At 34.0% G+C, this 22,239-nt stretch carries 20 protein-coding genes; 15 read left to right on the top strand and 5 right to left on the bottom strand.

From position 1 onward, the window contains the following. Nucleotides 1-33 precede the first annotated feature (33 nt). Complete coding sequence (locus Q0787_RS09610; RefSeq protein WP_298902311.1) at nucleotides 34-420, bottom strand: ankyrin repeat domain-containing protein; 387 nt, start codon at nucleotides 418-420, stop codon at nucleotides 34-36. A 264-nt stretch (nucleotides 421-684) separates the two neighbouring features. Here Q0787_RS09610 and gpmI point away from each other — a divergent pair, with 264 nt between their 5' ends. Together gpmI and Q0787_RS09600 are read left to right on the top strand one after the other, a co-directional pair. Further along, nucleotides 685-2,202: a 2,3-bisphosphoglycerate-independent phosphoglycerate mutase gene (gene gpmI, locus Q0787_RS09605; RefSeq protein WP_298902310.1), complete on the top strand. Its 1,518-nt coding sequence runs from the start codon at nucleotides 685-687 to the stop codon at nucleotides 2,200-2,202. Between the two features lie 46 nt (nucleotides 2,203-2,248). Next, nucleotides 2,249-2,662, top strand: coding sequence for a BT0820 family HAD-type phosphatase (locus Q0787_RS09600; RefSeq protein ID WP_298902308.1), 414 nt, complete (start codon nucleotides 2,249-2,251; stop codon nucleotides 2,660-2,662). On the opposite strand, the gene Q0787_RS09595 is transcribed toward Q0787_RS09600, so the two are convergent. Beyond that, on the bottom strand, nucleotides 2,651-3,937 hold the full coding sequence (locus Q0787_RS09595) for an acetyl-CoA hydrolase/transferase C-terminal domain-containing protein (RefSeq protein WP_298902306.1): 1,287 nt from the start codon (nucleotides 3,935-3,937) through the stop codon (nucleotides 2,651-2,653). The genes Q0787_RS09600 and Q0787_RS09595 overlap by 12 nt on opposite strands. A gap of 126 nt (nucleotides 3,938-4,063) precedes the next feature. Here Q0787_RS09595 and map point away from each other — a divergent pair, with 126 nt between their 5' ends. The 3 genes from map to Q0787_RS09580 are packed head-to-tail and all read left to right on the top strand — an operon-like array spanning nucleotide 4,064 to nucleotide 5,963. After that, a complete protein-coding gene (map, locus tag Q0787_RS09590; protein WP_298902305.1) occupies nucleotides 4,064-4,882 on the top strand; it encodes a type I methionyl aminopeptidase in 819 nt (272 codons plus the stop codon). Continuing rightward, nucleotides 4,882-5,199, top strand: coding sequence for a cupin domain-containing protein (locus tag Q0787_RS09585; RefSeq protein ID WP_298902304.1), 318 nt, complete (start codon nucleotides 4,882-4,884; stop codon nucleotides 5,197-5,199). Before map ends, Q0787_RS09585 begins: the two co-directional genes overlap by 1 nt. Next, nucleotides 5,199-5,963, top strand: coding sequence for a class I SAM-dependent methyltransferase (locus tag Q0787_RS09580; RefSeq protein ID WP_298902303.1), 765 nt, complete (start codon nucleotides 5,199-5,201; stop codon nucleotides 5,961-5,963). Before Q0787_RS09585 ends, Q0787_RS09580 begins: the two co-directional genes overlap by 1 nt. Nucleotides 5,964-6,062: 99 nt before the next feature. On the opposite strand, the gene Q0787_RS09575 is transcribed toward Q0787_RS09580, so the two are convergent. Together Q0787_RS09575 and Q0787_RS09570 are read right to left on the bottom strand one after the other, a co-directional pair. Next, a complete protein-coding gene (locus tag Q0787_RS09575; RefSeq protein WP_298902302.1) occupies nucleotides 6,063-7,070 on the bottom strand; it encodes an FAD:protein FMN transferase in 1,008 nt (335 codons plus the stop codon). Continuing rightward, the gene (locus tag Q0787_RS09570; RefSeq protein ID WP_298902300.1) at nucleotides 7,071-7,448 is read right to left on the bottom strand and encodes a Na(+)-translocating NADH-quinone reductase subunit F; all 378 of its coding nucleotides are present in this window, start codon (nucleotides 7,446-7,448) and stop codon (nucleotides 7,071-7,073) included. A gap of 82 nt (nucleotides 7,449-7,530) precedes the next feature. Here Q0787_RS09570 and Q0787_RS09565 point away from each other — a divergent pair, with 82 nt between their 5' ends. The 6 genes from Q0787_RS09565 (at nucleotide 7,531) to Q0787_RS09540 (ending at nucleotide 15,074) form a co-directional block, all read left to right on the top strand. After that, nucleotides 7,531-8,301, top strand: coding sequence for a hypothetical protein (locus Q0787_RS09565; protein WP_298902299.1), 771 nt, complete (start codon nucleotides 7,531-7,533; stop codon nucleotides 8,299-8,301). A gap of 101 nt (nucleotides 8,302-8,402) precedes the next feature. Continuing rightward, a complete protein-coding gene (locus Q0787_RS09560) occupies nucleotides 8,403-9,551 on the top strand; it encodes a hypothetical protein (RefSeq protein ID WP_298902298.1) in 1,149 nt (382 codons plus the stop codon). A gap of 104 nt (nucleotides 9,552-9,655) precedes the next feature. Then, nucleotides 9,656-10,369: a hypothetical protein gene (locus Q0787_RS09555; protein WP_298902297.1), complete on the top strand. Its 714-nt coding sequence runs from the start codon at nucleotides 9,656-9,658 to the stop codon at nucleotides 10,367-10,369. A 144-nt stretch (nucleotides 10,370-10,513) separates the two neighbouring features. Beyond that, nucleotides 10,514-11,095: a sigma-70 family RNA polymerase sigma factor gene (locus tag Q0787_RS09550; protein ID WP_298902295.1), complete on the top strand. Its 582-nt coding sequence runs from the start codon at nucleotides 10,514-10,516 to the stop codon at nucleotides 11,093-11,095. After that, nucleotides 11,095-11,829: a tetratricopeptide repeat protein gene (locus tag Q0787_RS09545; protein WP_298902294.1), complete on the top strand. Its 735-nt coding sequence runs from the start codon at nucleotides 11,095-11,097 to the stop codon at nucleotides 11,827-11,829. The genes Q0787_RS09550 and Q0787_RS09545 overlap by 1 nt, the downstream gene beginning before the upstream one ends. Nucleotides 11,830-11,852: 23 nt before the next feature. Then, a complete protein-coding gene (locus Q0787_RS09540; RefSeq protein ID WP_298902293.1) occupies nucleotides 11,853-15,074 on the top strand; it encodes a CHAT domain-containing protein in 3,222 nt (1,073 codons plus the stop codon). Nucleotides 15,075-15,182: 108 nt separating this feature from the next. On the opposite strand, the gene Q0787_RS09535 is transcribed toward Q0787_RS09540, so the two are convergent. Beyond that, a complete protein-coding gene (locus Q0787_RS09535) occupies nucleotides 15,183-16,052 on the bottom strand; it encodes a DUF4846 domain-containing protein (protein WP_298902291.1) in 870 nt (289 codons plus the stop codon). 81 nt (nucleotides 16,053-16,133) lie between these two features. Between Q0787_RS09535 and Q0787_RS09530 the strand changes: the two genes are divergently transcribed. The 4 genes from Q0787_RS09530 to Q0787_RS09515 are packed head-to-tail and all read left to right on the top strand — an operon-like array spanning nucleotide 16,134 to nucleotide 22,157. Continuing rightward, nucleotides 16,134-18,449, top strand: a complete 2,316-nt coding sequence (locus Q0787_RS09530; protein ID WP_298902290.1) for an FdhF/YdeP family oxidoreductase — start codon at nucleotides 16,134-16,136, stop codon at nucleotides 18,447-18,449. Nucleotides 18,450-18,461: 12 nt separating this feature from the next. Next, complete coding sequence (locus Q0787_RS09525) at nucleotides 18,462-21,617, top strand: S41 family peptidase (RefSeq protein WP_298902289.1); 3,156 nt, start codon at nucleotides 18,462-18,464, stop codon at nucleotides 21,615-21,617. Between the two features lie 9 nt (nucleotides 21,618-21,626). Further along, a complete protein-coding gene (locus tag Q0787_RS09520) occupies nucleotides 21,627-22,022 on the top strand; it encodes a cupin domain-containing protein (protein ID WP_298902288.1) in 396 nt (131 codons plus the stop codon). A 6-nt stretch (nucleotides 22,023-22,028) separates the two neighbouring features. Further along, on the top strand, nucleotides 22,029-22,157 hold the full coding sequence (locus Q0787_RS09515; protein ID WP_298902287.1) for a hypothetical protein: 129 nt from the start codon (nucleotides 22,029-22,031) through the stop codon (nucleotides 22,155-22,157). Nucleotides 22,158-22,239 lie beyond the last annotated feature (82 nt).

Genomic DNA, 22,239 nt, shown 5'->3' with positions numbered 1-22,239 from the left:
CAAATAATTGTTTCTGCTTTAGAAACTTTTCGTTTACGATTCTAACCCTTTAATGTAAGCTAGAGCATCTTTCGCATTAGAAATTTCAGCATACTTCTTTGCCGTCATTCCTTTAGATGATTTTAAATTTAATTTCGCTCCTTCTTTTACAAGAAGTTTTAAAATATCTAATCTATTATACTTAGCTGCATACATTGCCGGGGTTAAACCGTTTGATTTTTTATTGACATCCTGACCTAAGTCAATTAATTTTTTTACCGTTTCGATATCTCCTTTAATAATAGAAACACAAAATGGGTCTACCACTCTTTTAGCTACCGTAGTTTCGTAAGTAGAAGGTGTTACAATGTCGTTTGTTGCATTTAAAGAGGTAAAAGAAAACCCCAATGCGATTGCGATAATTACTGCTGATTTTTTCATGATGAAAGATTTTAATTAATTGATTTTTGTTTTTTGATTATAATAAAGAGACGACATAAATTCTAAAGTGTTACACAAAAAAATCTTTAATAACATTTATTTAACTCTTTGTAAACAAATATGTTAAGACAATCACAATTAGCCTCGAATTTTTAACAAATCAAGTACTATCCTAATGCATTGATAATTAATGATATTTTGCAATCTTAAATAGAAATTAAATGTGTGAAACATCTATCTTTGATTCCATAATATTTTTTAACAATGAACAAAAAAGTAATTTTAATGATTTTGGATGGATGGGGAATGTCTCCAGATCCAAAAGTTTCCGCTATAGATCATGCCGAAACACCATTTATAGATTCTTTATACCATAACTATCCGCACGCCACCTTAAGAACTGACGGTTTGCATGTTGGTTTGCCAGAAGGCCAGATGGGAAATAGCGAGGTTGGACATATGAACTTGGGTGCAGGTAGAATTGTATATCAAGACTTGGTTAAAATTAACTTAGCTGTTAAAAATAACACCTTAAAAAATGAAAGTGTCCTTACAGATGCTTTTGAGTATGCAAAAACAAACAACAAACCTGTTCATTTTTTAGGCTTGGTGAGCGACGGAGGTGTACACTCTCACATTAATCACTTATTTGGACTAATAGATGCTGCCAATAATTGTGGTGTTCAGCATTCATATGTACATGCCTTCACCGATGGACGAGATGTTGATCCCAAATCTGGATTTGGTTTCATTACATCCTTAGAAACACACATAAAAAATACCAACACAAAGCTAGCTACAGTTACTGGGCGATATTATGCTATGGATAGAGATAAACGTTGGGAAAGGATAAAACTAGCATATGATGCTTTGGTTAATGGTTTAGGAGAGCATTCTCACTCAGCAACAGATGTTATTGAAAACAGCTACAATAAAGATGTAACCGATGAGTTTATAAAACCCATTGTCATGGTAGACAAGGACAATCTTCCAATAGCCCAAATAAAAGAAGGTGACGTAGTCGTTTTCTTTAACTTTAGAACAGATCGTGGTCGAGAACTAACCGAAGCCCTATCTCAAAAAGATTTCCATGAGCAAAACATGCATAAGCTCGATTTACATTATGTTACATTAACTAATTATGATGATTCTTTTCATGGTATCAACGTGGTCTTTAACAAAGACAATCTTACCGAGACCTTAGGTGAAGTCCTAGAAAAACACAATAAAACTCAAATTAGAATAGCTGAAACTGAAAAATATCCTCATGTCACATTTTTCTTTTCAGGTGGACAGGAAACGCCTTTCGAAGGGGAAACTAGAATATTAAGGAATTCTCCAAAGGTGGCAACTTATGATTTAAAACCCGAAATGAGCGCCTTTGAATTAAAGGATGCTCTAATTCCAGAAATTAACAAAGGCCATGTGGATTTTGTATGTCTCAATTTCGCAAATGGAGATATGGTAGGCCATACAGGTGTCATGGAAGCTGCTATTAAGGCGTGTGAGGCTGTTGATCAATGCGTCAAAGATGTCATTGTATCGGCTTTAGACAATAATTACACAACCATTTTAATCGCAGATCATGGTAATTGTGAAACAATGATTAACCCAGATGGCACTCCACACACGGCACATACAACCAATCCGGTACCTGTGATTTTAATAGATAACGAAAACCTAAAAATTAAAGATGGAATCTTGGGTGATATAGCTCCCACAATACTGAAATTAATGGGGATTTCTCAGCCCGAAACCATGACTCAAAAACCATTAGTTTAATTAATTATGAAAAATTGTATTTTTGTAACTGTACAAAAATTAGCAGATGAATTTCCAAGATAAACTAGTTATTGCCATTGATTTTGATGGTACTATCGTTGAAGATGCTTATCCAAAAGTAGGCAAAGCTCGTATTTTTGCATTTGAAACCATGAAGCGACTTCAAGCCGATGGACACCGCCTTATACTTTGGACCTATAGAAGTGGCTCAAAACTTAATGATGCCGTTGCATTTTGTAAAGAAAACGGTATTACATTCTATGCTGTAAATCAGAGTTTTCCTGAAGAAAAATATGACAATTCCGTAAGCCGAAAAATTTATGCCGATATTTACATTGATGACAGAAATATTGGTGGCATTTTAGGTTGGGGAGAAGTATACCAACTTATCACCAATGAAGAACCCAATATGAAAGCTGCTAAGCAAAGAAAAGGGCTTTTTTCATTTTTAAAACGCTAACTGCTTATCTCTAGTTAATTCAAAATAGGTTTTATCGATTTGCTCTCTATGACTAGGATGTGCAATATTTACAAGTGATTTTACACGCTCTTTAATCGTTTTTCCATATAAATTGGCAACACCATATTCTGTAACTACATAATGTACGTGTGACCTCGTTGTAACAACTCCTGCTCCCGCTTTTAATGATGGTACTATTCTACTAATTCCATTTTTTGTCATCGATGGCAATGCAATGATTGCTTTTCCTCCTTCACTCAACGAAGCACCTCTTATAAAATCCATTTGACCTCCTACTCCAGAATACATACTTGGTCCAATTGAATCTGCACATACTTGACCAGTAACGTCTACTTCAATTGCAGAGTTAATAGCAACCATTTTAGGGTTTTGCTTAATTATGGATACATCATTCGTGTAGTTGGAAGCTCGCATTTCTACAAAAGGATTGTCATCAACATAATCATACAATCGTTTAGATCCCATCAAAAATGTGGTAAGCGCCCTTCCTCTATTTATTTCTTTATAATTACCATTTATGACGTCGTTTAAAATTAAATCAATAACACCATCCGAGAACATTTCAGTATGCAACCCTAAATCTTTATGGTTATTTAAACGAGATAATACAGCATTAGGGATACTACCTATTCCCATTTGTAACGTACTTCTATCTTCAATTAAGTTGGCAACATAACTCCCTATTTTATTCTCAATTTCCGAAGGTTCCGCCATATGATGAATTGGCAATGGTTCATTAGACTCCACAAAATAATCCACTTCTGATACATGGATAATTCCTGCGCCATGTGTTCTTGGCATTTGATTATTCACTTGAGCAATTACGACAGAAGCACTATCTATTGCAGCCAATGTAGCCTCTACAGAAACGCCAAGAGAACAATAACCATGTCTATCTGGAATTGATACATGAATTAACGCCACATCTAAATCGATGCTATTTCTTTTAAATAACAAGGGTAACTCACTAAGAAATACAGGTGTATATGATCCATTTCCTGCCTTTAAAGTATGCCTCACATTTTTTCCGATGAAAAAGGAGTTCACATGAAAACTTTTCCTAAGTTCTGGGTTTGCATAAGGCGCCGCCCCTTCTGTATGTAGTTGGCAAATTTCTACGTTTTCTAGTTCCTCATGCCTCGCTGTCATGGCTTTTATAAGGGTTTGTGGAGCAGCAGCCGCTGCTTGAATATAGACTCTGTCGTTTGAATTAATGGCTTTCACAGCCTCTTCTGCTGTTACCGATTTGTACATGACTTTTACCTTTTATTTGACTACAAAATTAGCGTAGATTTTCAGCTTAAAACCTGTCAAATATCATATTTCAGTAAAAAAGAATTTCATTTTAATTTTAAGTATCTTTGCCCATATTTTTTAGACATGATTATAGTTAAAACAAAAGAGGAAATTGAATTAATGCGCCAAAGCGCATTAGTAGTTTCAAAAACGTTAGGAATGCTAGCTAAAGAAGTTAAAGCTGGCGTCACTACAATGGAATTAGATAAACTCGCGGAAGATTTTATTAGAGAACAAGGTGCTGTTCCTGGTTTCTTAGGTTTGTATGATTGTCCTTCAACATTACTATGTAGTGTCAATGAAGCCGTTGTTCATGGTTTACCAACTAATATTCCTTTAAAGGAAGGTGATATTGTTTCTATAGATTGTGGTGCTTTAATGAATGGTTTTTATGGTGATCATGCTTATACTTTTGAAATTGGAGAGGTGACACCAGAAACAAAAAAACTCGTACAAGTCACCAAAGAATCTCTTTATATTGGTATAGAACAACTAAAAGTGGGCAACCGAGTTGGAGATGTTGGCTACGCAATACAACAATATTGTGAGTCTCATGGTTATGGTGTTGTTCGAGAATTAGTAGGTCATGGAATTGGCCGTAAGATGCACGAAGACCCAGAAATGCCTAATTATGGACGAAGAGGTCGCGGTAAGAAATTTATTGAAGGTATGGTTGTAGCTATAGAACCAATGATTAATGGTGGAACACATAGAGTTAAACAACTAAAAGATGGTTGGACCATTGTTACTCTAGATGGTAAACCTAGCGTTCATTTTGAGCACGATATTGCTATTGTTGATGGAAAACCAGAAATATTGTCAACATTCGCCTATGTTCATGAAGCACTAGGAATTACATCTGATGAAGAAGATCGATTTAGAAAAGAAGCACTTGTATTATAATGGCTATTGAAATTGCAAATATTCCTCAAAAAGAGATTATTAAAGGCTTTAAAGCCCAGTTTGTTCATAGTGAGCATACCACAACCGCTTTTTGGGAGGTAGAAATTGGAGCAGAACTTCCATTGCACGCGCATGTTCACGAACAAATTTCGATGGTAACTGAAGGGCAATTTCAAATGACAATTGATGGTATTACTAAGATATATTCGCCAGGAATGATCGTTGTTATTCCTTCCAATGTAGAACACTCCGGAAAAGCATTAACCGCTTGTAAAATTACAGATGTGTTTTCTCCTGTAAGAGCGGATTATAAGTAATGAAGAAACTCTTTAAAATAATTTTAAATACAATACCAAGGCCTATTCTTATTAGGTTGAGCTATGTAGTGCGCCCTTTATTGGCTTTCTTTTTAAGAGGAGACACTTTTATAGATCCTATAGACGGAAAAGGATTTAGAAGTTTTTTACCATACGGTTATGGCGATCAACGCAATAATGTTCTATCACCTTCAACCTTAAGTTTAGAACGTCACAGATTATTATGGTTATACTTAAAAGAGGATACGTCATTTTTCACTGCTGAAAAAAAAGTACTTCATTTTGCCCCAGAACAATGTTTCTTAAAACGGTTTAAAAGATTGGCTAATCTCGATTACACTACGACCGACTTAGAATCTCCAATTGCCGATGTAAAAGCAGATATCTGCGATTTACCATTTGAAGATAATAGCTATGACGTTATATTATGCAATCATGTATTAGAACATATTCCTGATGACACCAAAGCTATGCAAGAACTGTATCGTGTTATGAAACCTGGAGGTTATGGCATATTTCAGATTCCACAAGATTTATCGAGAGCAAACACCTTTGAAGATAATAGTATAACCGATAAAAAAGAACGTGCTAAAATCTTTGGTCAATATGATCATGTTCGTGTCTATGGTCGCGATTATTTTGATAAACTTCGAGATATTGGCTTCACAGTTGAGGAGGTTGATTATACCGCTAATCTCTCACAAGAATTAATTGAAAAATATTGTTTAGCTCAGGGTGAGATTATTCCTGTTGTGTACAAATAAAAAAAGCTGAACTAAAAATAATTTTTAGAACAACTTTTTTAGATATTGATTAATAGCACTATTAAGACACTACATATTTATCAAAGTCACATGCTGTTTTTATTCAGGAAATGAATTCAAATTCAATGTTTCGAGTTCTTGTTTTTCGTTTTCGAAAATAATAAACACTTTAAATTCTGGGTGCGATGCTAAAAACGTTTTGACCTTTTCAATTCCCATAGCTTGAAATGCAGTAGCATAGGCATCGGCAATCATGCAATTTTTAGTAATTACTGATACACTTAAAATATTTGTTTTTGTTGGATAGCCCGTTTTAGTATTGATGATATGCGCATATCTATTTCCATTGTCATCAATTTTAAATTTTCTATACGTCCCAGAGGTGGCCATAGCTTCATCTTTTAAACTTATAGCTTTGTAAACAGATTGTCCACCATCAAACCTTGGTTCATCTAGGCCTACACGCCAGGGTGTGTTTTTTTCCAAATTTTTTCCTCTAGCACGTATTTCGCCTCCAATTTCTACTAAATAATTGGTTATCATCTTATGCTCAAGAAATTCACCAATAACGTCTACACCATAACCTTTGGCAATAGCATTGAATTCTAAATAGGCGCCTTTAGGTTTTTCTATTTTTAGAGTACCATCTCCTAAATAAATTGGACGAATTTTATCTAATCCTACAAATTGCATTAAACTATCAATAGTCTTACTATCTGTTAAAAATTTATTTTTATCGGCTCCAAAACTCCAAGCGTTAACAACATTCCCAATGGTTGGATCAAAGGTGCCTTCTGTAGCTTTAAAAATGTCTTGAGACATTACCAGTACCTTTGCAAAATGATCGTCCAAAACAATAGTTTCATTTCTGTTTAATTTAGAAATATCAGAATCTGGTATATAAGTAGACATGGATTGGTTAACAACATTAAACAAACTATCAAATTGTTTACTGTAGTCCTTTTCAGAATTATATATGACATTGTAAGTGGTTCCAAAAACAGGCCCAGATAATGTCATATTTTGAATAGCTTCACTTTGTGTTTTTGTTTCCTTTTTACATGAAAAGAAGGCACAAAGAATAAGTACCAATGTTAACTGTTTCATTTAATTTAAATTTGGTTCTATGACCTGAATGCCGTTATATTCTATTAAATAATCTTCATTAAGGTGTACTGGTAAATCTTCACCATTAGGGTTTCCTAGACCAACACCAGCATACAATACTTTGGCGTCTTTTTCAAAAGCATGCTTTTTAAAAGTTTCCATCCAAACAACATCATAATTATTAGGGTTTTCTGGAAGTTTCACCGCTCTTACAATCACAAAAAAGTATTGACTTTTTTTATCAATACAAACAAATTGTGGATGCCGTTTCAATTTACTATTAATAGCTACAAATTCAAATCCACGCTGTTCTAAATCTTTTCCAACATGGTTCATAGCTAGATTATGAAGTTCTTGTTCTGTTAAGGCTTTACTCATGACACAAAGATACGATAAATGCTTTTTTTGATGACATTAAATAACAATTACGATACTTAGATATAATATAAAATCTTTTACAATGAAATTATTAAAATACATCAAAGTAGTTATCGTCATTTTTACATTGTTTTCTTGCAGCAGTGGAGACGACAACAACCCAAATGAAAATATAGCGGGTAGAATCTCAAGTTGCGACAATGCTATTGGGTATACAGGTTTGTACTGGGATTTCGCAAATGCCAAACCAACTGGTTTAACACAAGTTCCGTTAATACAAAATCCTGGTCAGCAATTTGTTCACAGTCAAATACCACTTCTAGGATTTACAATACCTCAAGGTTTTACAGCCTTTGAAGTTACAGATCCGCAAACTCAAACTTTAGGTGTTAATGTATTTAGAGATGACAATGCCGTTTTATTCCGTTGGGTACCAACAAGTACTATATTTAACCAAGCGGTACCTTCTCAAAGTGTTATTGCCAACGAAATAAATACAATGTTTAACTTCTACGGTTTTAACGGAACACCAGATGTGCTCTGTTCTGAATTTAAGCAACAGGTCATATCAACAATTCCAATGGAGTTTAATGCACGATTACTTCGTTTTAATGGGAGAATTGCCCAAGTTTGGGTTATTACCACTTATGCTGCTGGAAACACTTATGTTACAGTATCTGTAACCACAGCTCCCGAAACAGAATATGACACACAAGTAGCCAATACTTTTCTGCCAATAAACTTTCAGTTGTACGTTAATGAAAGTGGAGGCATCGTAGACAATGATATGGATGGATTTGATATTCTTCGTGATCCAGACGACAACGACCCAACTGTACCAGGAAACAATTAACGGTTTGAATTAGTCTCTGAAAAGTCTTCAATATGATATTGAAGGCTTTTTTTATGATGACATTTTAAAACCACTACGATGTTTAATAAAACAACAATACGATGATAACAGCAAAACATCCTTTCTTAAGTATTATGATAAGTACAATTCTAGTCTCTTGTACCTTTTCTAACTCAGGAAATAGCCAAACGAACAGCACTAACCTTTCTGCTAAAAGAAACAACAATGAACTTCATCAAAATAATTTAAAGTATAACAATGTATACGACAAAAACAACGGTTTAGTTATCTGTAGAACACCATTACCAAAAGATTGGAATTATGATTCTCGAGAAAATGCAGAATTCACCATAACTGGAGATCATAACATTAAAGTATCCAAAACAGAAACGCACAATTATGCTTATGCCAGTGATAATTTTTCACTACAATCACTAAGCCAAATGCAATCTCAAGATTTACAAATTGCGCCTGTAGAGTCTCTCCGTCAGATTTTACAAAACTATGTTATTCCTTCTGCACAATCTCAAGGGTATTCACTTATTAAACAATATGATCTCCCAAGTGTTCTAAAGTTTTGGCATCAATTTGAATCAGGAATGTTAAATACAGGAAGTAAAAGACAGTATAATGTTCTGGGAACTGACTGGAAAGACGCTAATGGAAACAGATCCTTTATAGTATTTGTTCAATCTATCATTTACAAAGACAGTTTTGTGTATTGGACCTTTCAATCTACAGAACTTGAAGCGCCTTCAACTCATTTTGAAAAAGCTAAAAACGCCTATATCTATGGCCTAGCAAACACTCAAATTAACATGCAATGGCAACAGGCTAAAAACACAGAACTATTAAACACTATCAGGCGAAACAATGCCTTCTGGGAAAATGCAACTAGGCAAAGTAAAATAGCTCATAACCAACGTATGGCAGCGATAAATGCTAGAGGAAACAGCACAAGATCTATTGGAGACACCTATAGCGACATTCTAGATATTAGTCATGCCGGTTATCTTAAAAGAAACGATATGAATAATGCTGGCCAGTCAAAAACAATAAATATGATTGGAGAACGATCTACAATTTCTAATATGGCCACAGGTGAACGCTATAACGTAAATGCCGGAAGTAAATATTATTGGGTAAATACTAATGGCGAATATTTTGGTACTGACAATTCTTTTTATGATCCAAGAATAGATAAACGCATTAATCATGAGCAATGGTCTCAATTTGAAATCGAAAACTAATTGAACAAATGTGCAATACCATAAAATTTTTAGCATCCTTTGATGACATTATTTGAGGTTTTCGATGTAATAGAAACAAGTTCTTAATTAAAATCAAACTTATTATGAAACAGTATATTTACATATTAGCATTAGCCCTTATTTTTTCAAGCTGCTCGTCTGATGACACTAGTGACCCTAGCAACTCAAATCCAAGTAACTTTTCTGCAAATACAACAGATTTGAGGTTTGATGGAGCCACGATAGAATGGACAGATGCCATAGACCCCGATGGAGACAATGTTACTTATGCCATTATTCTAGAAGGGCGGGAAATAGCTTCTGGAGGCACAACTTTAGTTTATAGTTTTTCCGGACTGGAGCCAGAAACAAATTACGAAGGTTATATTGAAGCCAGAGATGGTAATGGAGGAACATCTCGAGCAGATTTCTTTTTTACCACAGAACCCGAAGTAATAATAATGAACGTCGAAATAGAATATAGAAGCTGGACTGGAGCAGGAGGATATGGCATAGTTGCCTATTTTGAAGTGCCAGCGGTGGATAATGCCGTAAGTTATTTTTTAGAGATTTTGGATTATACGCCAGATGTTATCCCTTCTAATGTGGGACGAACTTATTCATGGACACCAGACGACAACTTACCGCAAGGCAATAACGTTGGTTCTGGAGCTAGTCATCTCGTTGAGTATACTCCAGGTATTTATCATGCCAATACGAGTACATCGAGTGGTCCATTATCTGGATTTTCTGATGTAGAAAATTATTATGCATCTATAGTCGCTAATGCACAGCTAACCATTACAGTGGGAGAATGAAACTAGAAAATCTTAAAACACCTTAATTGTTCACTGAAGTTTTTTAAATGGATAAATATCTTTATCCATTTAAAAAACTATTCAAACGACTACTGTTTGTTAGAAAATGAAATAATTGTATCTTTCTAATGTTTAGCTATTAACATGAGGAGAGTTTACGAAACTGACTATAAACTACAATTAATTAGAGATATTAAGGACAATGATGCCGTTGCCTTAAAAAGCATCTACGCCGCTAATTATTTTAAGGTAGAGGCACTTGTACTTAAAAACAATGGGACTAAAGAACATGCTAAAGACATTTATCAAGAAGCCTTTCTAGCGGTATGGCAAAACATAAAACAAGACAAATTCACACCAAAGAATGAATCTTCTGTACATGGTTATCTATACACAATAGCAAAGAATAAATGGATGGATTTTTTAAGATCAAAAGAGTACAAAAAAACAATGGTTTCAGATCAAATAAACAATTTTAACGCTCCTGAACTTGATGTCGATACAGACACTAACAAACTGAAAGAGCAACAATTAACAAATGTCATGCAAGCATTTAAAACACTTGGGGAGCCCTGTAAGTCGCTCTTGCGTCAGTTTTATTTTGATAAAAAATCTATGAAAGACATTGCACAACACCTACAATTAGACGCAGCATCAACCCGAAATAAAAAATACAGATGCATGCAACAACTAAGAGCATTAGCATTAAAAACTAATACCCAATAATGAACCCAAACACCAACATATCGCAAGAGTTATTAGAATCTGTTGAACGTTATTTCAACGGAAACATGACTGCAGATGAACTTAGTGCTTTTGAAGGCAAACTTAAAAGCGATATAGATTTTCAAACGCAAGTTGAAGATATTAGAACATTACTTTTTGGAATAGAATCACAATCACTAAAAGAACAACTAGACGATTTCCACAATGAAATCCCTAATACTTCTGCTAAAAAAGCCCAATCTAAAGTACGATTTTTACATTTCGGAAAAATTGCAGCAGCAGCAATTGTTGTTATTGCTATAGCTAATTTTTGGTTTTTCAATCAAAGTCCCAATGAAAAATTATATGCTAACTTTTTTTCTCCAGATCCTGGTTTAGCAACAACCATGAGTTCAAATTCTAATTTTGAGTTTTACGATGCCATGGTAAATTATAAACAAGGTGATTATAAAGCGGCTATTTCAAAATGGACGACAATTCACCAGAGCAAACCAAAAAATGATACACTAAATTATTTTTTAGGTGTAGCGTATATGGCTAATAAAAATGAATCTAAAGCCATCACCTATCTTGAAAAAGCTATTGAAGAACCAACCAGTAACTTTAAAAGCGAGGCCTACTATTATTTAGGCTTAGCATATTTGAAAGAAGGGCATATTGAAAAAGCCAAATCTAGTCTTGAAAACTCTAATAACAACAATAGTAAAGCCCTCTTATCTGCTTTAAATAACTAAGCAACTTTTAAAATTGATGTTTTATGAAACAATGGCGTAATTGTTTAAAAATGACCATTTTATTTGGAGGATTCTTGAGTGTTTTTAGTAGTTACTCTCAAAGTACCATATGGGATGGTGCGCAAACTATCGATTCTTTAATTTCGGTCAAAGCATTTAAAAAAGCTGATACACTCATCCTTACTAATATTAACGATTTAAGGCATAAAAAATCCTATTTAGAACTAACCAAGCGGATCTACTATTTTGGTAAAATAGCGTTGAACTTAAATCCTAAAGACGTGGCTATTAAAAAAGTCAATGACTTTGCTAATAGTATTACAGATGCCACAGACTCTCTCGCAGTTTCGCGCCAAAAACACTTGGTTCTTGCTAGGTTCTATGTGTTCCTTCGTGATTATCAAAACGCAGCAAATCAGAACTTACTGGCTCTTGAAGAGACAAAAAAAATGCCAGATGCCACAGGTGATCTATTTGGTTTAATACATCATAATTTAAGCATAGATAACAGAAGACAAGGAAATATCAAAAAAGCAACATGGCATAGTCGTAAATCTTTAGATTATTATTTGTCGTATCCTAAATCTGACAAATCTAAAGTACTAGATGCGTACAATTCTTTAGGTGCCAGAATGTGGGATGTCTTTAAAATTGACAGCGCTTTGTTTTATTTTAAAAAAGGAGAAAAAATCATAGATGAACTGGAGCCTACAGCTATGAATAAATTTTACCATAGAGCTAAATCGCAATCAAACATTAGCTCTGTTAGTTCACTTCTAGGAAATTCTATTGAAGCCATGCTTTACAATGAAAAAGCCATTAAAAATTATTCTAACTTTATTAAATCTGATTCAGACGGTAAAGATTTCTTCAAAGAAGAGGCGCGATTATTTTTATTTTTAACGATTGAAAATTATGCAGACGATTTCAGCAAGCAAGCAAACTATACCAAAGCAAGAGATCTTATTCAATATGTCTATGACCAAAAGCTAAAATTTCTGTCTCCAGACGACTCTGAAATTGCATATTCTGCGTTGCAATTGGGTAATATATATTTAAAACTAAAACAGCATAAACTTGCCGAAGAATTATTTAATAAAGGATTAGAAATCTATACGAAAAGTGAGCAAAAAAATTACTTAGGAATTGCTGATGCCTATTACTATAAAGGTGTTATTAACGAGTATTATAACAAGGTCGATTTAGCTAAAACATATTACGAAAAAAGCAAAACCTATTACGAAACTATTTTTGGTGAGAATTATGATAAATTTTATCTGGATGCCATGGTCAATTATTCAAATTTCTATTCCAATAATGGTTATGCAGAAAAGGCCATAGAAATGGCTACCAATGCTTATGATTACGTTGTGAAAAATCAAGGACAAACAACAGCTTTAGAAAGTTCACAGTTATTAAATTTAGCTTCCATTCATTTTAACTCTAAAAACTATAACAAGGCATTTAATTATATAAACAAAACACTAAAACTTCTCAATACTTCGAGTAACGAACAAATTAATGAGTTCAGCATTGAAAAGCCTAAAGCGCTCTTACTGAAATCAAAAATAGAAGTCGAGTTACATAATTCGAAAGACTCTTTGTTTTTAAAAGATCAATATGTAAATATAAAAAAGGCTATTTCAATTTTAGAAAAACAAAAAACGGTAATAACCGAAGACCAAAATTTATCCATTATTCTTTATAATAATGATGAAATTTTTGAATTTTCAAAGCAACTTGCATTAAGACTATACAATCAAACTAAAAACCCTATTTACCTCAAAGAACTGCTTAGTTTGCACGAGTCTAAACTTTATAATAAAATTAGACAGCAACTTAATGTAAAACAGTCTTTTACCACAAAAGATATTCCTGAATCTGTTTTAGCAAAAGAACAACAGTTAAAAGCAGATCTTAATTCAATTTTAAAAAATCAAAATAACATTGAGTTCTTTATTGAAACCAATAAGACATGGCAAAACTTTCTTGAAACACTTCAAAAAGATTATCCAAAATACTACAACCTAAAATACGCATCTGTTGCAAAGTCTCTAGACTATTTTGACACACATTTTCCTGAGAATTCATCAATAATTAGATATGTATTTATCGATAAAAACCTCTATGCTTTCGTGATTGAAAAAAAGAAAATAGAAGTGCATAATATCGATGTTACTGCATTAAATAAACTTTTATTTGATCATAAAAACAATCAGCCAATCCTAGAAAACAACTTAGAGACCAACCACAATCTTTATAAGGTTTTATGGAAACCTTTCGAAAATACTATCACTAATAAAGACATCATTATTATTCCAGACAGAGATCTTTTTAATTTGAGTTTTGATGTACTTACACCTAAGCATGTCGCAAATTTTAAAGCGTTGCATACCGAAAGTTTATTAAGCAAATACAACCTGTCTTATAATTACAGTCTACTCTTAATCAACAAAAATAAAACTCCAAGTTTTTTCGAAAATAACTTTGTTGCCTTTACGCCAGAATTTAATGATCAAATGAAGACTAAATATAAAGCGGCTATTACCGACTCTGTGTTTCTAGACAAAACATACCTAACACTTTTACCTCAACCTTTTGCCGTAGATTTAGCAGAAGAATATTCTAAATTATTTGATGGTACCTCCTTTCTTAATGAAGACGCATCAAAGCAAATATTTACCGAGCAAGCGAAAGAGCATAAGATAATACACATTGGCACGCATGCCGAATCTAATAACGTTTCGCCAGAATTGTCTCGCCTCATTTTTGCTAAAAGTGCTGCGAAAGAAGACAATTCACTCTATACTTACGAAATTTACAATCAAAACTTATCCTCAAATCTCGCTATTTTAACCGCATGCGAAACTGGAAAGCCAACGTATCAATCTGGTGAAGGTATGATATCATTAGCCCATGCGTTTAATTATGCTGGTAGTGAAAGTATATTAACAAGTCTTTGGAAAATAGATGAAAAATCCAGTTCTGAAATATTAAAACTATTCTACAACAATTTAGCTAATGGTTTAAAAAAAGATGAGGCACTTAGACGCGCTAAATTAGATTATATCGCATCTGCAGAGGGAAGAACAGCAGCACCTGAGTATTGGGCTGGGTTAATTTTAATAGGAGACTCCAACCCAATCGAGATACAAACGTCATCCAATATTATATTTTGGTTAACTATTGCATTTGTGTTTTTAATTCTAATGATAGTTGTTGCAAAGAAAAAAAGCGTTTTCTAAATATAGAAAACGCCTTATATATAATAAACTCCTTTAAATTTTCCCCAAAACAAATAACATTCGAGTTTATACCTTCTCATCGGAGTTTTATTTAAATGTGAGCATTTCTCACTTAAACCTAACAAATTTTGAACTACTAAAAGTGTAATTAGAAACCGGTATAACCGCATCTTTTTCAAGTTGATACCAAGGCGACAGTGTAGCGTCTTCTAAATTTTTTACCAAATGAACACTTTGCGCAGGTGTATTACCTTGAAACAGTAAAAAACGTTTTTCTCCTTTTTCATTAATAACCTCATCACATATCATCACAATATGTCCTGGCGTTCCTCCTTTAATAAGCATATCTCCTATTTTAAGTTGACTTACATCTTCAATTTCTGAGAGTTCGTTAAATAACGATAAGGTTCCTGAGTAGGTGTAGATTAAATTCAAATACTTGTAAAAATTGGCTTCTGTATCATTAGGACTTGCTGTTTTACTAAAGGTCACCTTACTTCCGTTAATTTTTGGACGATACCCTTCGGCATATTTTTTCCATGAGCAATAATGTCCAGAAGTGAAATTAAAGCCTATCTCATCTTTTCTATTATTTTTCCATAGATATTCACTCCTAATTCTAATAAGCGCATCGGCACACTGCTGAAGTCCATTTTGAGGCACAGGTATTTCTAAAATACCCACATGACCACCTTGCCAAAAATAAGCAGTATCATCATAATTTATAATCTTACTCCCAAATGGTTTTAACTTATAATGTCTAAGATATTCTTCAAAACTCCCTTTTGCATAAGCCACACGTTTATAGCCTTCAGGACAATTAACACGCGATTTGATAGTTAAACTATCCTTATTTATTAGACTAGGTGTTTCTAAACTTGCCTTTACTGTATGCACTACTCTTTTTACCGGTTTTAACTGAAACGCTAAAAGAATAAGACATATAATAATACCAATAGTGAGTAATAGTTTTTTCATAGTATAATTAACGTTAATACATTAAGCTTTGTTATTCAACAGATAAAAAACTTAGTATATTTATCATATTAAGACAAACATATGAGTTCATCAGCTTCGGAAAAAGCATTAACATCAGAAAAATTTAATGACCTGAAATTAAAAAAACCAGCAACAAATAGTGTTGGTTTGCCTGCAGTAACATCGGCCATTAAGCATGCATTAAAATATATGGATGCGAAGACAGCTTTTGAAATATCTAAGAAAATAAATCAAAAAGGAGGTTTTGATTGCCCAGGATGTGCATGGCCTGATCCAGATGACGAGCGTTCTTCACTTGGTGAATATTGCGAAAATGGATTAAAAGCCATGGCAGAAGAAGCTCAAAACAAAATAATTGACGCCTCTTTTTTCGCTAAAAATAGTGTTGATGAGTTAGCCGAACTCTCAGATTTTCAGATTGGAAAATCTGGTAGATTAGCACAACCCATGTATCTCGCTAAAGGCGCTGCGCATTATACAGCTATTAATTGGGAAGATGCATATAAAAAAGTTGCTGATCATCTTAATAATTTAAGCACTCCTGATGAAGCCATTTTCTATACCTCAGGCCGAACAAGTAATGAAGCTGCTTTTTTATACCAACTATTTGTTAGAGCCTACGGAACTTCAAATCTTCCTGATTGCTCAAACATGTGCCATGAAGCAAGTGGTAAAGCCTTATCTGAAACCCTTGGTATAGGAAAAGGCTCAGTAAAACTTGACGATATATACAAAGCCGAATTAATTCTGGTTGTTGGTCAAAACCCTGCAACAAACCACCCAAGAATGTTGACAGCTCTTGAAAAGTGCAAAAAAAATGGCGGAAAAATAGTAGCCATAAACCCCTTACCAGAGGCAGGTCTAATAAAGTTTATCAACCCACAAAGTCCTCAAAAAATCATAACAGGAGGCACCAAGATTGCTGATGTCTTTGCTCAGGTTATGATTAATGGAGATGTCGCTCTGATAAAAGCCATCTTACTTAAATTGGTAGAAGCCGATGTGACTAATAATGCCGTTTTTGATCATGAATTTATTCAAAAGAATACAAGTTTCTATTCTGAATTTATTTCAGATTTAAAAACGTACAATTTTGACGATTGTGTGAAACGTTCTGGTGTTTCTGAAAGTGTCATTTTAGACATTGTTGATTTAATTATCAAGCGAGATAAAATTATTATCTGTTGGGCTATGGGTTTAACTCAGCATAAAAATGCTGTAGACAATATTAGAGAGTTTGTAAATATTCTACTTTTAAAAGGAAGTATTGGAAAAGAAGGTGCAGGAACTTGCCCAGTTAGAGGGCATTCTAATGTTCAAGGGGATCGTACTGTTGGTATTTGGGAAGCTGCTCCTCAAGCCTTTTTAGATAAAATTGAAGCCAAGTTTAACTTCAAACCACCAGTAAAGCATGGCTATGCCGTTATTGATGCTATAAAAGCAATGCATGAGAAAAAAGCAAAAGTTTTTTTTGGTTTAGGAGGAAATTTTATTTCAGCGGCACCAGATACAGTGTATACGGCAGAGGCCTTAGGAAATTGCGATTTAACCGTTCATGTGAGTACTAAACTTAATCGGTCTCATTTAGTAACAGGAAAAGAAGCATTGATACTTCCGTGTTTAGCCCGTTCTGAAAAAGACGTACAAAATGGTCAGGAACAACTCCAAAGTGTCGAAAATTCAATGGGTGTGGTCTCGGCTACAAAAGGAATTCTAACACCTTGTTCAAATCAGCTTCAAAGTGAAGTTGCCATTGTTTGTAATATCGCTCATGAAACTTTAAACGAAAAATCCACTGTAAACTGGTTACGTTATATAGATAATTATGCGCTTATAAGAGATGATATTCAAGAGGTGGTAGCAGGATTCGAAGATTATAACAATAAACTTCAACGACCTGAAGGCTTTTATTTACCTAATGGTGCCCGAACCAGACATTTCAAAACTAAAACAGGGAAGGCACACTTTTCTATTAATAAATTACCTGATTGGCAGTTAAAAGAAGGCGAGTTTATGATGACCACCATAAGAAGTCACGATCAATTTAACACTACTATTTATGGCTTAAATGACAGATATCGCGGTGTTTTTAATGAACGACGTGTTGTTTTCATAAATCCTGAAGACATGGAACAAAAAGGTTTAATGGCGAAAGACATTGTTAATATAACATCTACGTTTAATGGCGTGATGAGATCAGCACAAAAATTTAAAGTTATTCCTTATAAAATCCCTAGGCATTGTTGCGCCACATATTTTCCTGAGGCCAATGTTTTAGTGCCAATAGATAGCTATGCACATACAGCAAAAACACCATCCTCTAAAAGTGTCATTGTTACTATAGAAAAAGAAATCATTCAAAACATACCAAAATAACAGTTTAATATTATGAAAACACATTGCACACCTCTACTTTTTTTGTTTTTATTTTTTAATTCAATATTACAAGCACAGGAAGCCTATTTTCAAACAGATCCAACACTGACTCCAGATGGAAAAACTATAGTATTTAGTTATGATGGTGATTTATGGAAAACTCCTACTTCTGGTGGTGAAGCCTTACGAATCACAGCTATGGATGGTGAAGAAACTCTACCTCGAATTTCTCCAAATGGGAATTGGATTGCATTTAGTGGTACACAATACGGCAACAAGGATATTTATATTATGCCTATTAATGGTGGAGAGATTAAACAGCTTACATTTCATGATGCAGCAGATGATGTAGACAGCTGGTCTTGGGACTCAAAGCAAATTTATTTTACTTCTTCGCGTTACAATCGATTTGCTGGCTATGCTTTAAACATAGATGGAGGGACACCTGTGCGATTGTTTGATCATTATTTTAACAATGTGCACAATGTTGTTGAACACCCAAACACTGGTGAAATCTTCTTTAATGAGAGTTGGGAAAGTAAAAACTTCACTCATCGTAAACGTTATAAAGGTGATTACAATCCTGATATTAAGTCGTATAATCCAAAAACCGACACCTATAAAGAATATACAAGCTATAGAGGTAAGGATATGTGGGCAACAGTAGATCGAAATGGTCAAATATTCTTTGCTTCAGATGAGAACAACGATGAGTATAACCTCTATACATTTTTAAACAATTCTAAAATAGCTCTAACTAAGTTTTCATCGTCTATAGGGAGACCACAAGTAAGTGCAAATGGTCAAAAGGTAGTATTCACGAAAGACTACCAAATCTTTATATATGATGTGGCCACTAAAAAAGCACAGAAAGTGGCAATAAGACTAAATAGAAACAATACCCTTTCTAAATCGCAAGATTTCAAGGTAAAAGACAATATAAGTTACTTCGACATTTCGCCAGATAACAAAAAAATAGCCTTTGTATCACGTGGAGAGTTATTTGTATCTGATATCAAAGGTCAATTTATCAAAAAGCTAAATACCACTTCAAATGAGCGTGTTTTAGAAGTGAAATGGCTAAAAGATAGTAGAACATTATTGTACAATCAAACGGCAAATGGTTACAGTAATTTATTCACCATTTCGGCCGATAGAGATGGCACAGAAAAGCGTGTCACCAATGAAGCCAAGAATAACATCAATATTGTTCTGGATCACAAACTTGAAAACGCATGTTATATAAGCGGAAGAGACGAACTCAAACTTATGAGTTTAGGTTCATTTAAAAGTAAAACTATTGTTAAGGACGAGTTTTGGGCACTATATGCAGGTGCGGCTTACTTCTCTCCAGATGATTCTTATCTGCTTTATAATGCATATCGAAATTTTGAACTCGATATTTTTACATATCATATTCCATCAAAAAAAGTCATCAACTTAACCAATACAGGGGTTAGCGAATCTAATCCTGTATGGTCGCCAGATGGCAAGTACATTTTCTTTGAATCTAACTTAACTGAGCCGGGTTTTCCTAGAGGAAATAGAGAAGTTCATATTTACAGAATGGCATTAGATAAGTATGAAGCTCCTTATAAACTGGATAAATTTGATGCGCTTTTCAAAGAAGAAAGCAAAGACGATAACGATGATAAGGACAAAAATGATGACAAAGAAGATGCATCTTCTAGCGCTGTTACTATCGTAATTAATGAAAACGGCCTAATGGAACGTATAGAGCGTATAGGTCCTAATTTTGGATTACAAGGTGGTATAGATATTATTGGTAAAGATGAAACTACTTATATTTATTATTTTTCTAATCATGATAAAGGCAACTATAATTTATGGCGAACCATTATTAAACCTTTTGAACCTAATAAAACTGAAAAAGTAGGAACACAAAGTATTAGAGGTTTTCAAACAAAAATTGTAAAGAACACTCCATATATGCTCGTTAATGGCGCCATTAATAAAGTAAATCTAAGCTCTAATAAGCTCACTAAAATTAAAATCGACGCTACATTTCAGAAGAACTTAAACGATGAATTTAATCAAATGTTTTTTGAAGCATGGGCAGGTTTTGAATCTAATTTTTATGATGAAAATTTCCATGGAGAAAATTGGCAGAAATTAAGAGACAAATACGCCTCTTTTTTACCTTATATAACAAAGCGTTCACAGCTTAGCCTATTATTTAATGATATGTTAGGTGAGTTAAATACGTCTCATTTCGGATTCAGATCTAATGGTCCAGAAGATGATGCTTATTATGGAAGTAGAACGATGGAAACCGGAATTCAATTTGATAAAAACAATCCATATACTGTGGCGCGTATTGTTGCTAAAAGTCCTGCTGACGTCACTGGAAAAGATATTAAATCTGGTGATGTGCTTACACATGTTAATGGTCAGGCTGTAGATGCAAAAAGGAACAGAGCCTACTATTTCAGTAAGCCATCAAGGGATAGAGAGATACGTCTAACTTTTAACAGAGCTGGCAAATCACACGATGTGAGTATTCATCCTATTTCATCAGGAAATTTAAGAGGTTTATTATATGACGAATGGGTTGCTAATAATCAATCTTATGTAGATCGTAAAAGTGGAAATAAGATTGCCTATGTGCACATGAAGAATATGGGAGGAGGCCAGCTGAACAATTTCAAAAGAGAAATGGTATCTGAAGCCTATAATAAAGAGGCCTTAATTCTAGATTTAAGAAATAATACTGGTGGTAATGTTCATGATGACGTTTTACAATTCTTAGCACAAAAGCCTTATGCTCAGTGGAAATATCGTGAAGGCAAACTTGCTCCTCAACCAAATTTTGGACCTGCTGCAAAACCTATCATTATACTTGTTAATGAGCAAACTCTTAGTGATGCCGAAGTAACTTCAGCTGGATTTAAAGAGCTCGGATTAGGAAAAGTTATAGGAACAGAAACGTATCGTTGGATCATATTTACATCTGGCGCAGGATTAGTAGATGGCTCTTTTTATAGGTTGCCATCTTGGGGTTGCTATACTTTAGATGGAGATAATTTAGAGTTCACTGGTGTAAGTCCAGACATCTATGTAAAAGAAGACTTTAAAGACCGCTTACATGATAATCAACCTCAACTCGATAAGGCTATTGAGGACATTTTGAAAAGCCTAAAAAAGTAAACATTATTAATGCGTTTAAAAATAGAGTTCTTATATAATAGTCTAGTTGTAACACTTGTATGCTTCTTCCTACTTATAGTTAGCTGTAAGCATCAAAATGACCTGCCAGATCCTTTAGAAGCTGGCTGGAACAATGAGTCGGTTTGTGAGGTTGTTGAAGACAATGCAAATGCCAGAGTACTTAAGTGTACATTTAAACCAGGTGTTGGACACGAAAAACATTACCATAGACCGCATTTTGGATATACCATAGCGGGAAGTAGATTCAGAATTAAAGATACTACAGGAACAAGAGACGTAAATGTGCCAACGGGTTATAGTTTTAGTAAAGATGAAATGACTGTCCATGAAGTATTAAATATTGGTGACAGCACAGCCGTTTTTTTAATAGTAGAATACAAATAAAACGTCATGAGTGGATTTGACATTGTTATAGTAATTACCGTAATCCTATGTGCCAGACTTGGTATACGATTGGTTGCGGCATATATTAAAATGAAACAGGAATCAAAGGAAGATTATCCGAAAGACAACTCATAAGCTACTGCGCTTTAAAAAACAAAAAACCAACTCAATTGAGTTGGTTTTTTTTATCTAGATTCCACATCGTTATTGCGAAGTG

This window comes from uncultured Psychroserpens sp. (assembly GCF_947492715.1).
In the GTDB taxonomy this organism is placed as follows: Bacteria; Bacteroidota; Bacteroidia; order Flavobacteriales; family Flavobacteriaceae; genus Psychroserpens.
The sequence above is the reverse complement of the archived record's forward strand: the minus strand, read 5'-3'. Positions and strand labels throughout refer to the sequence as shown.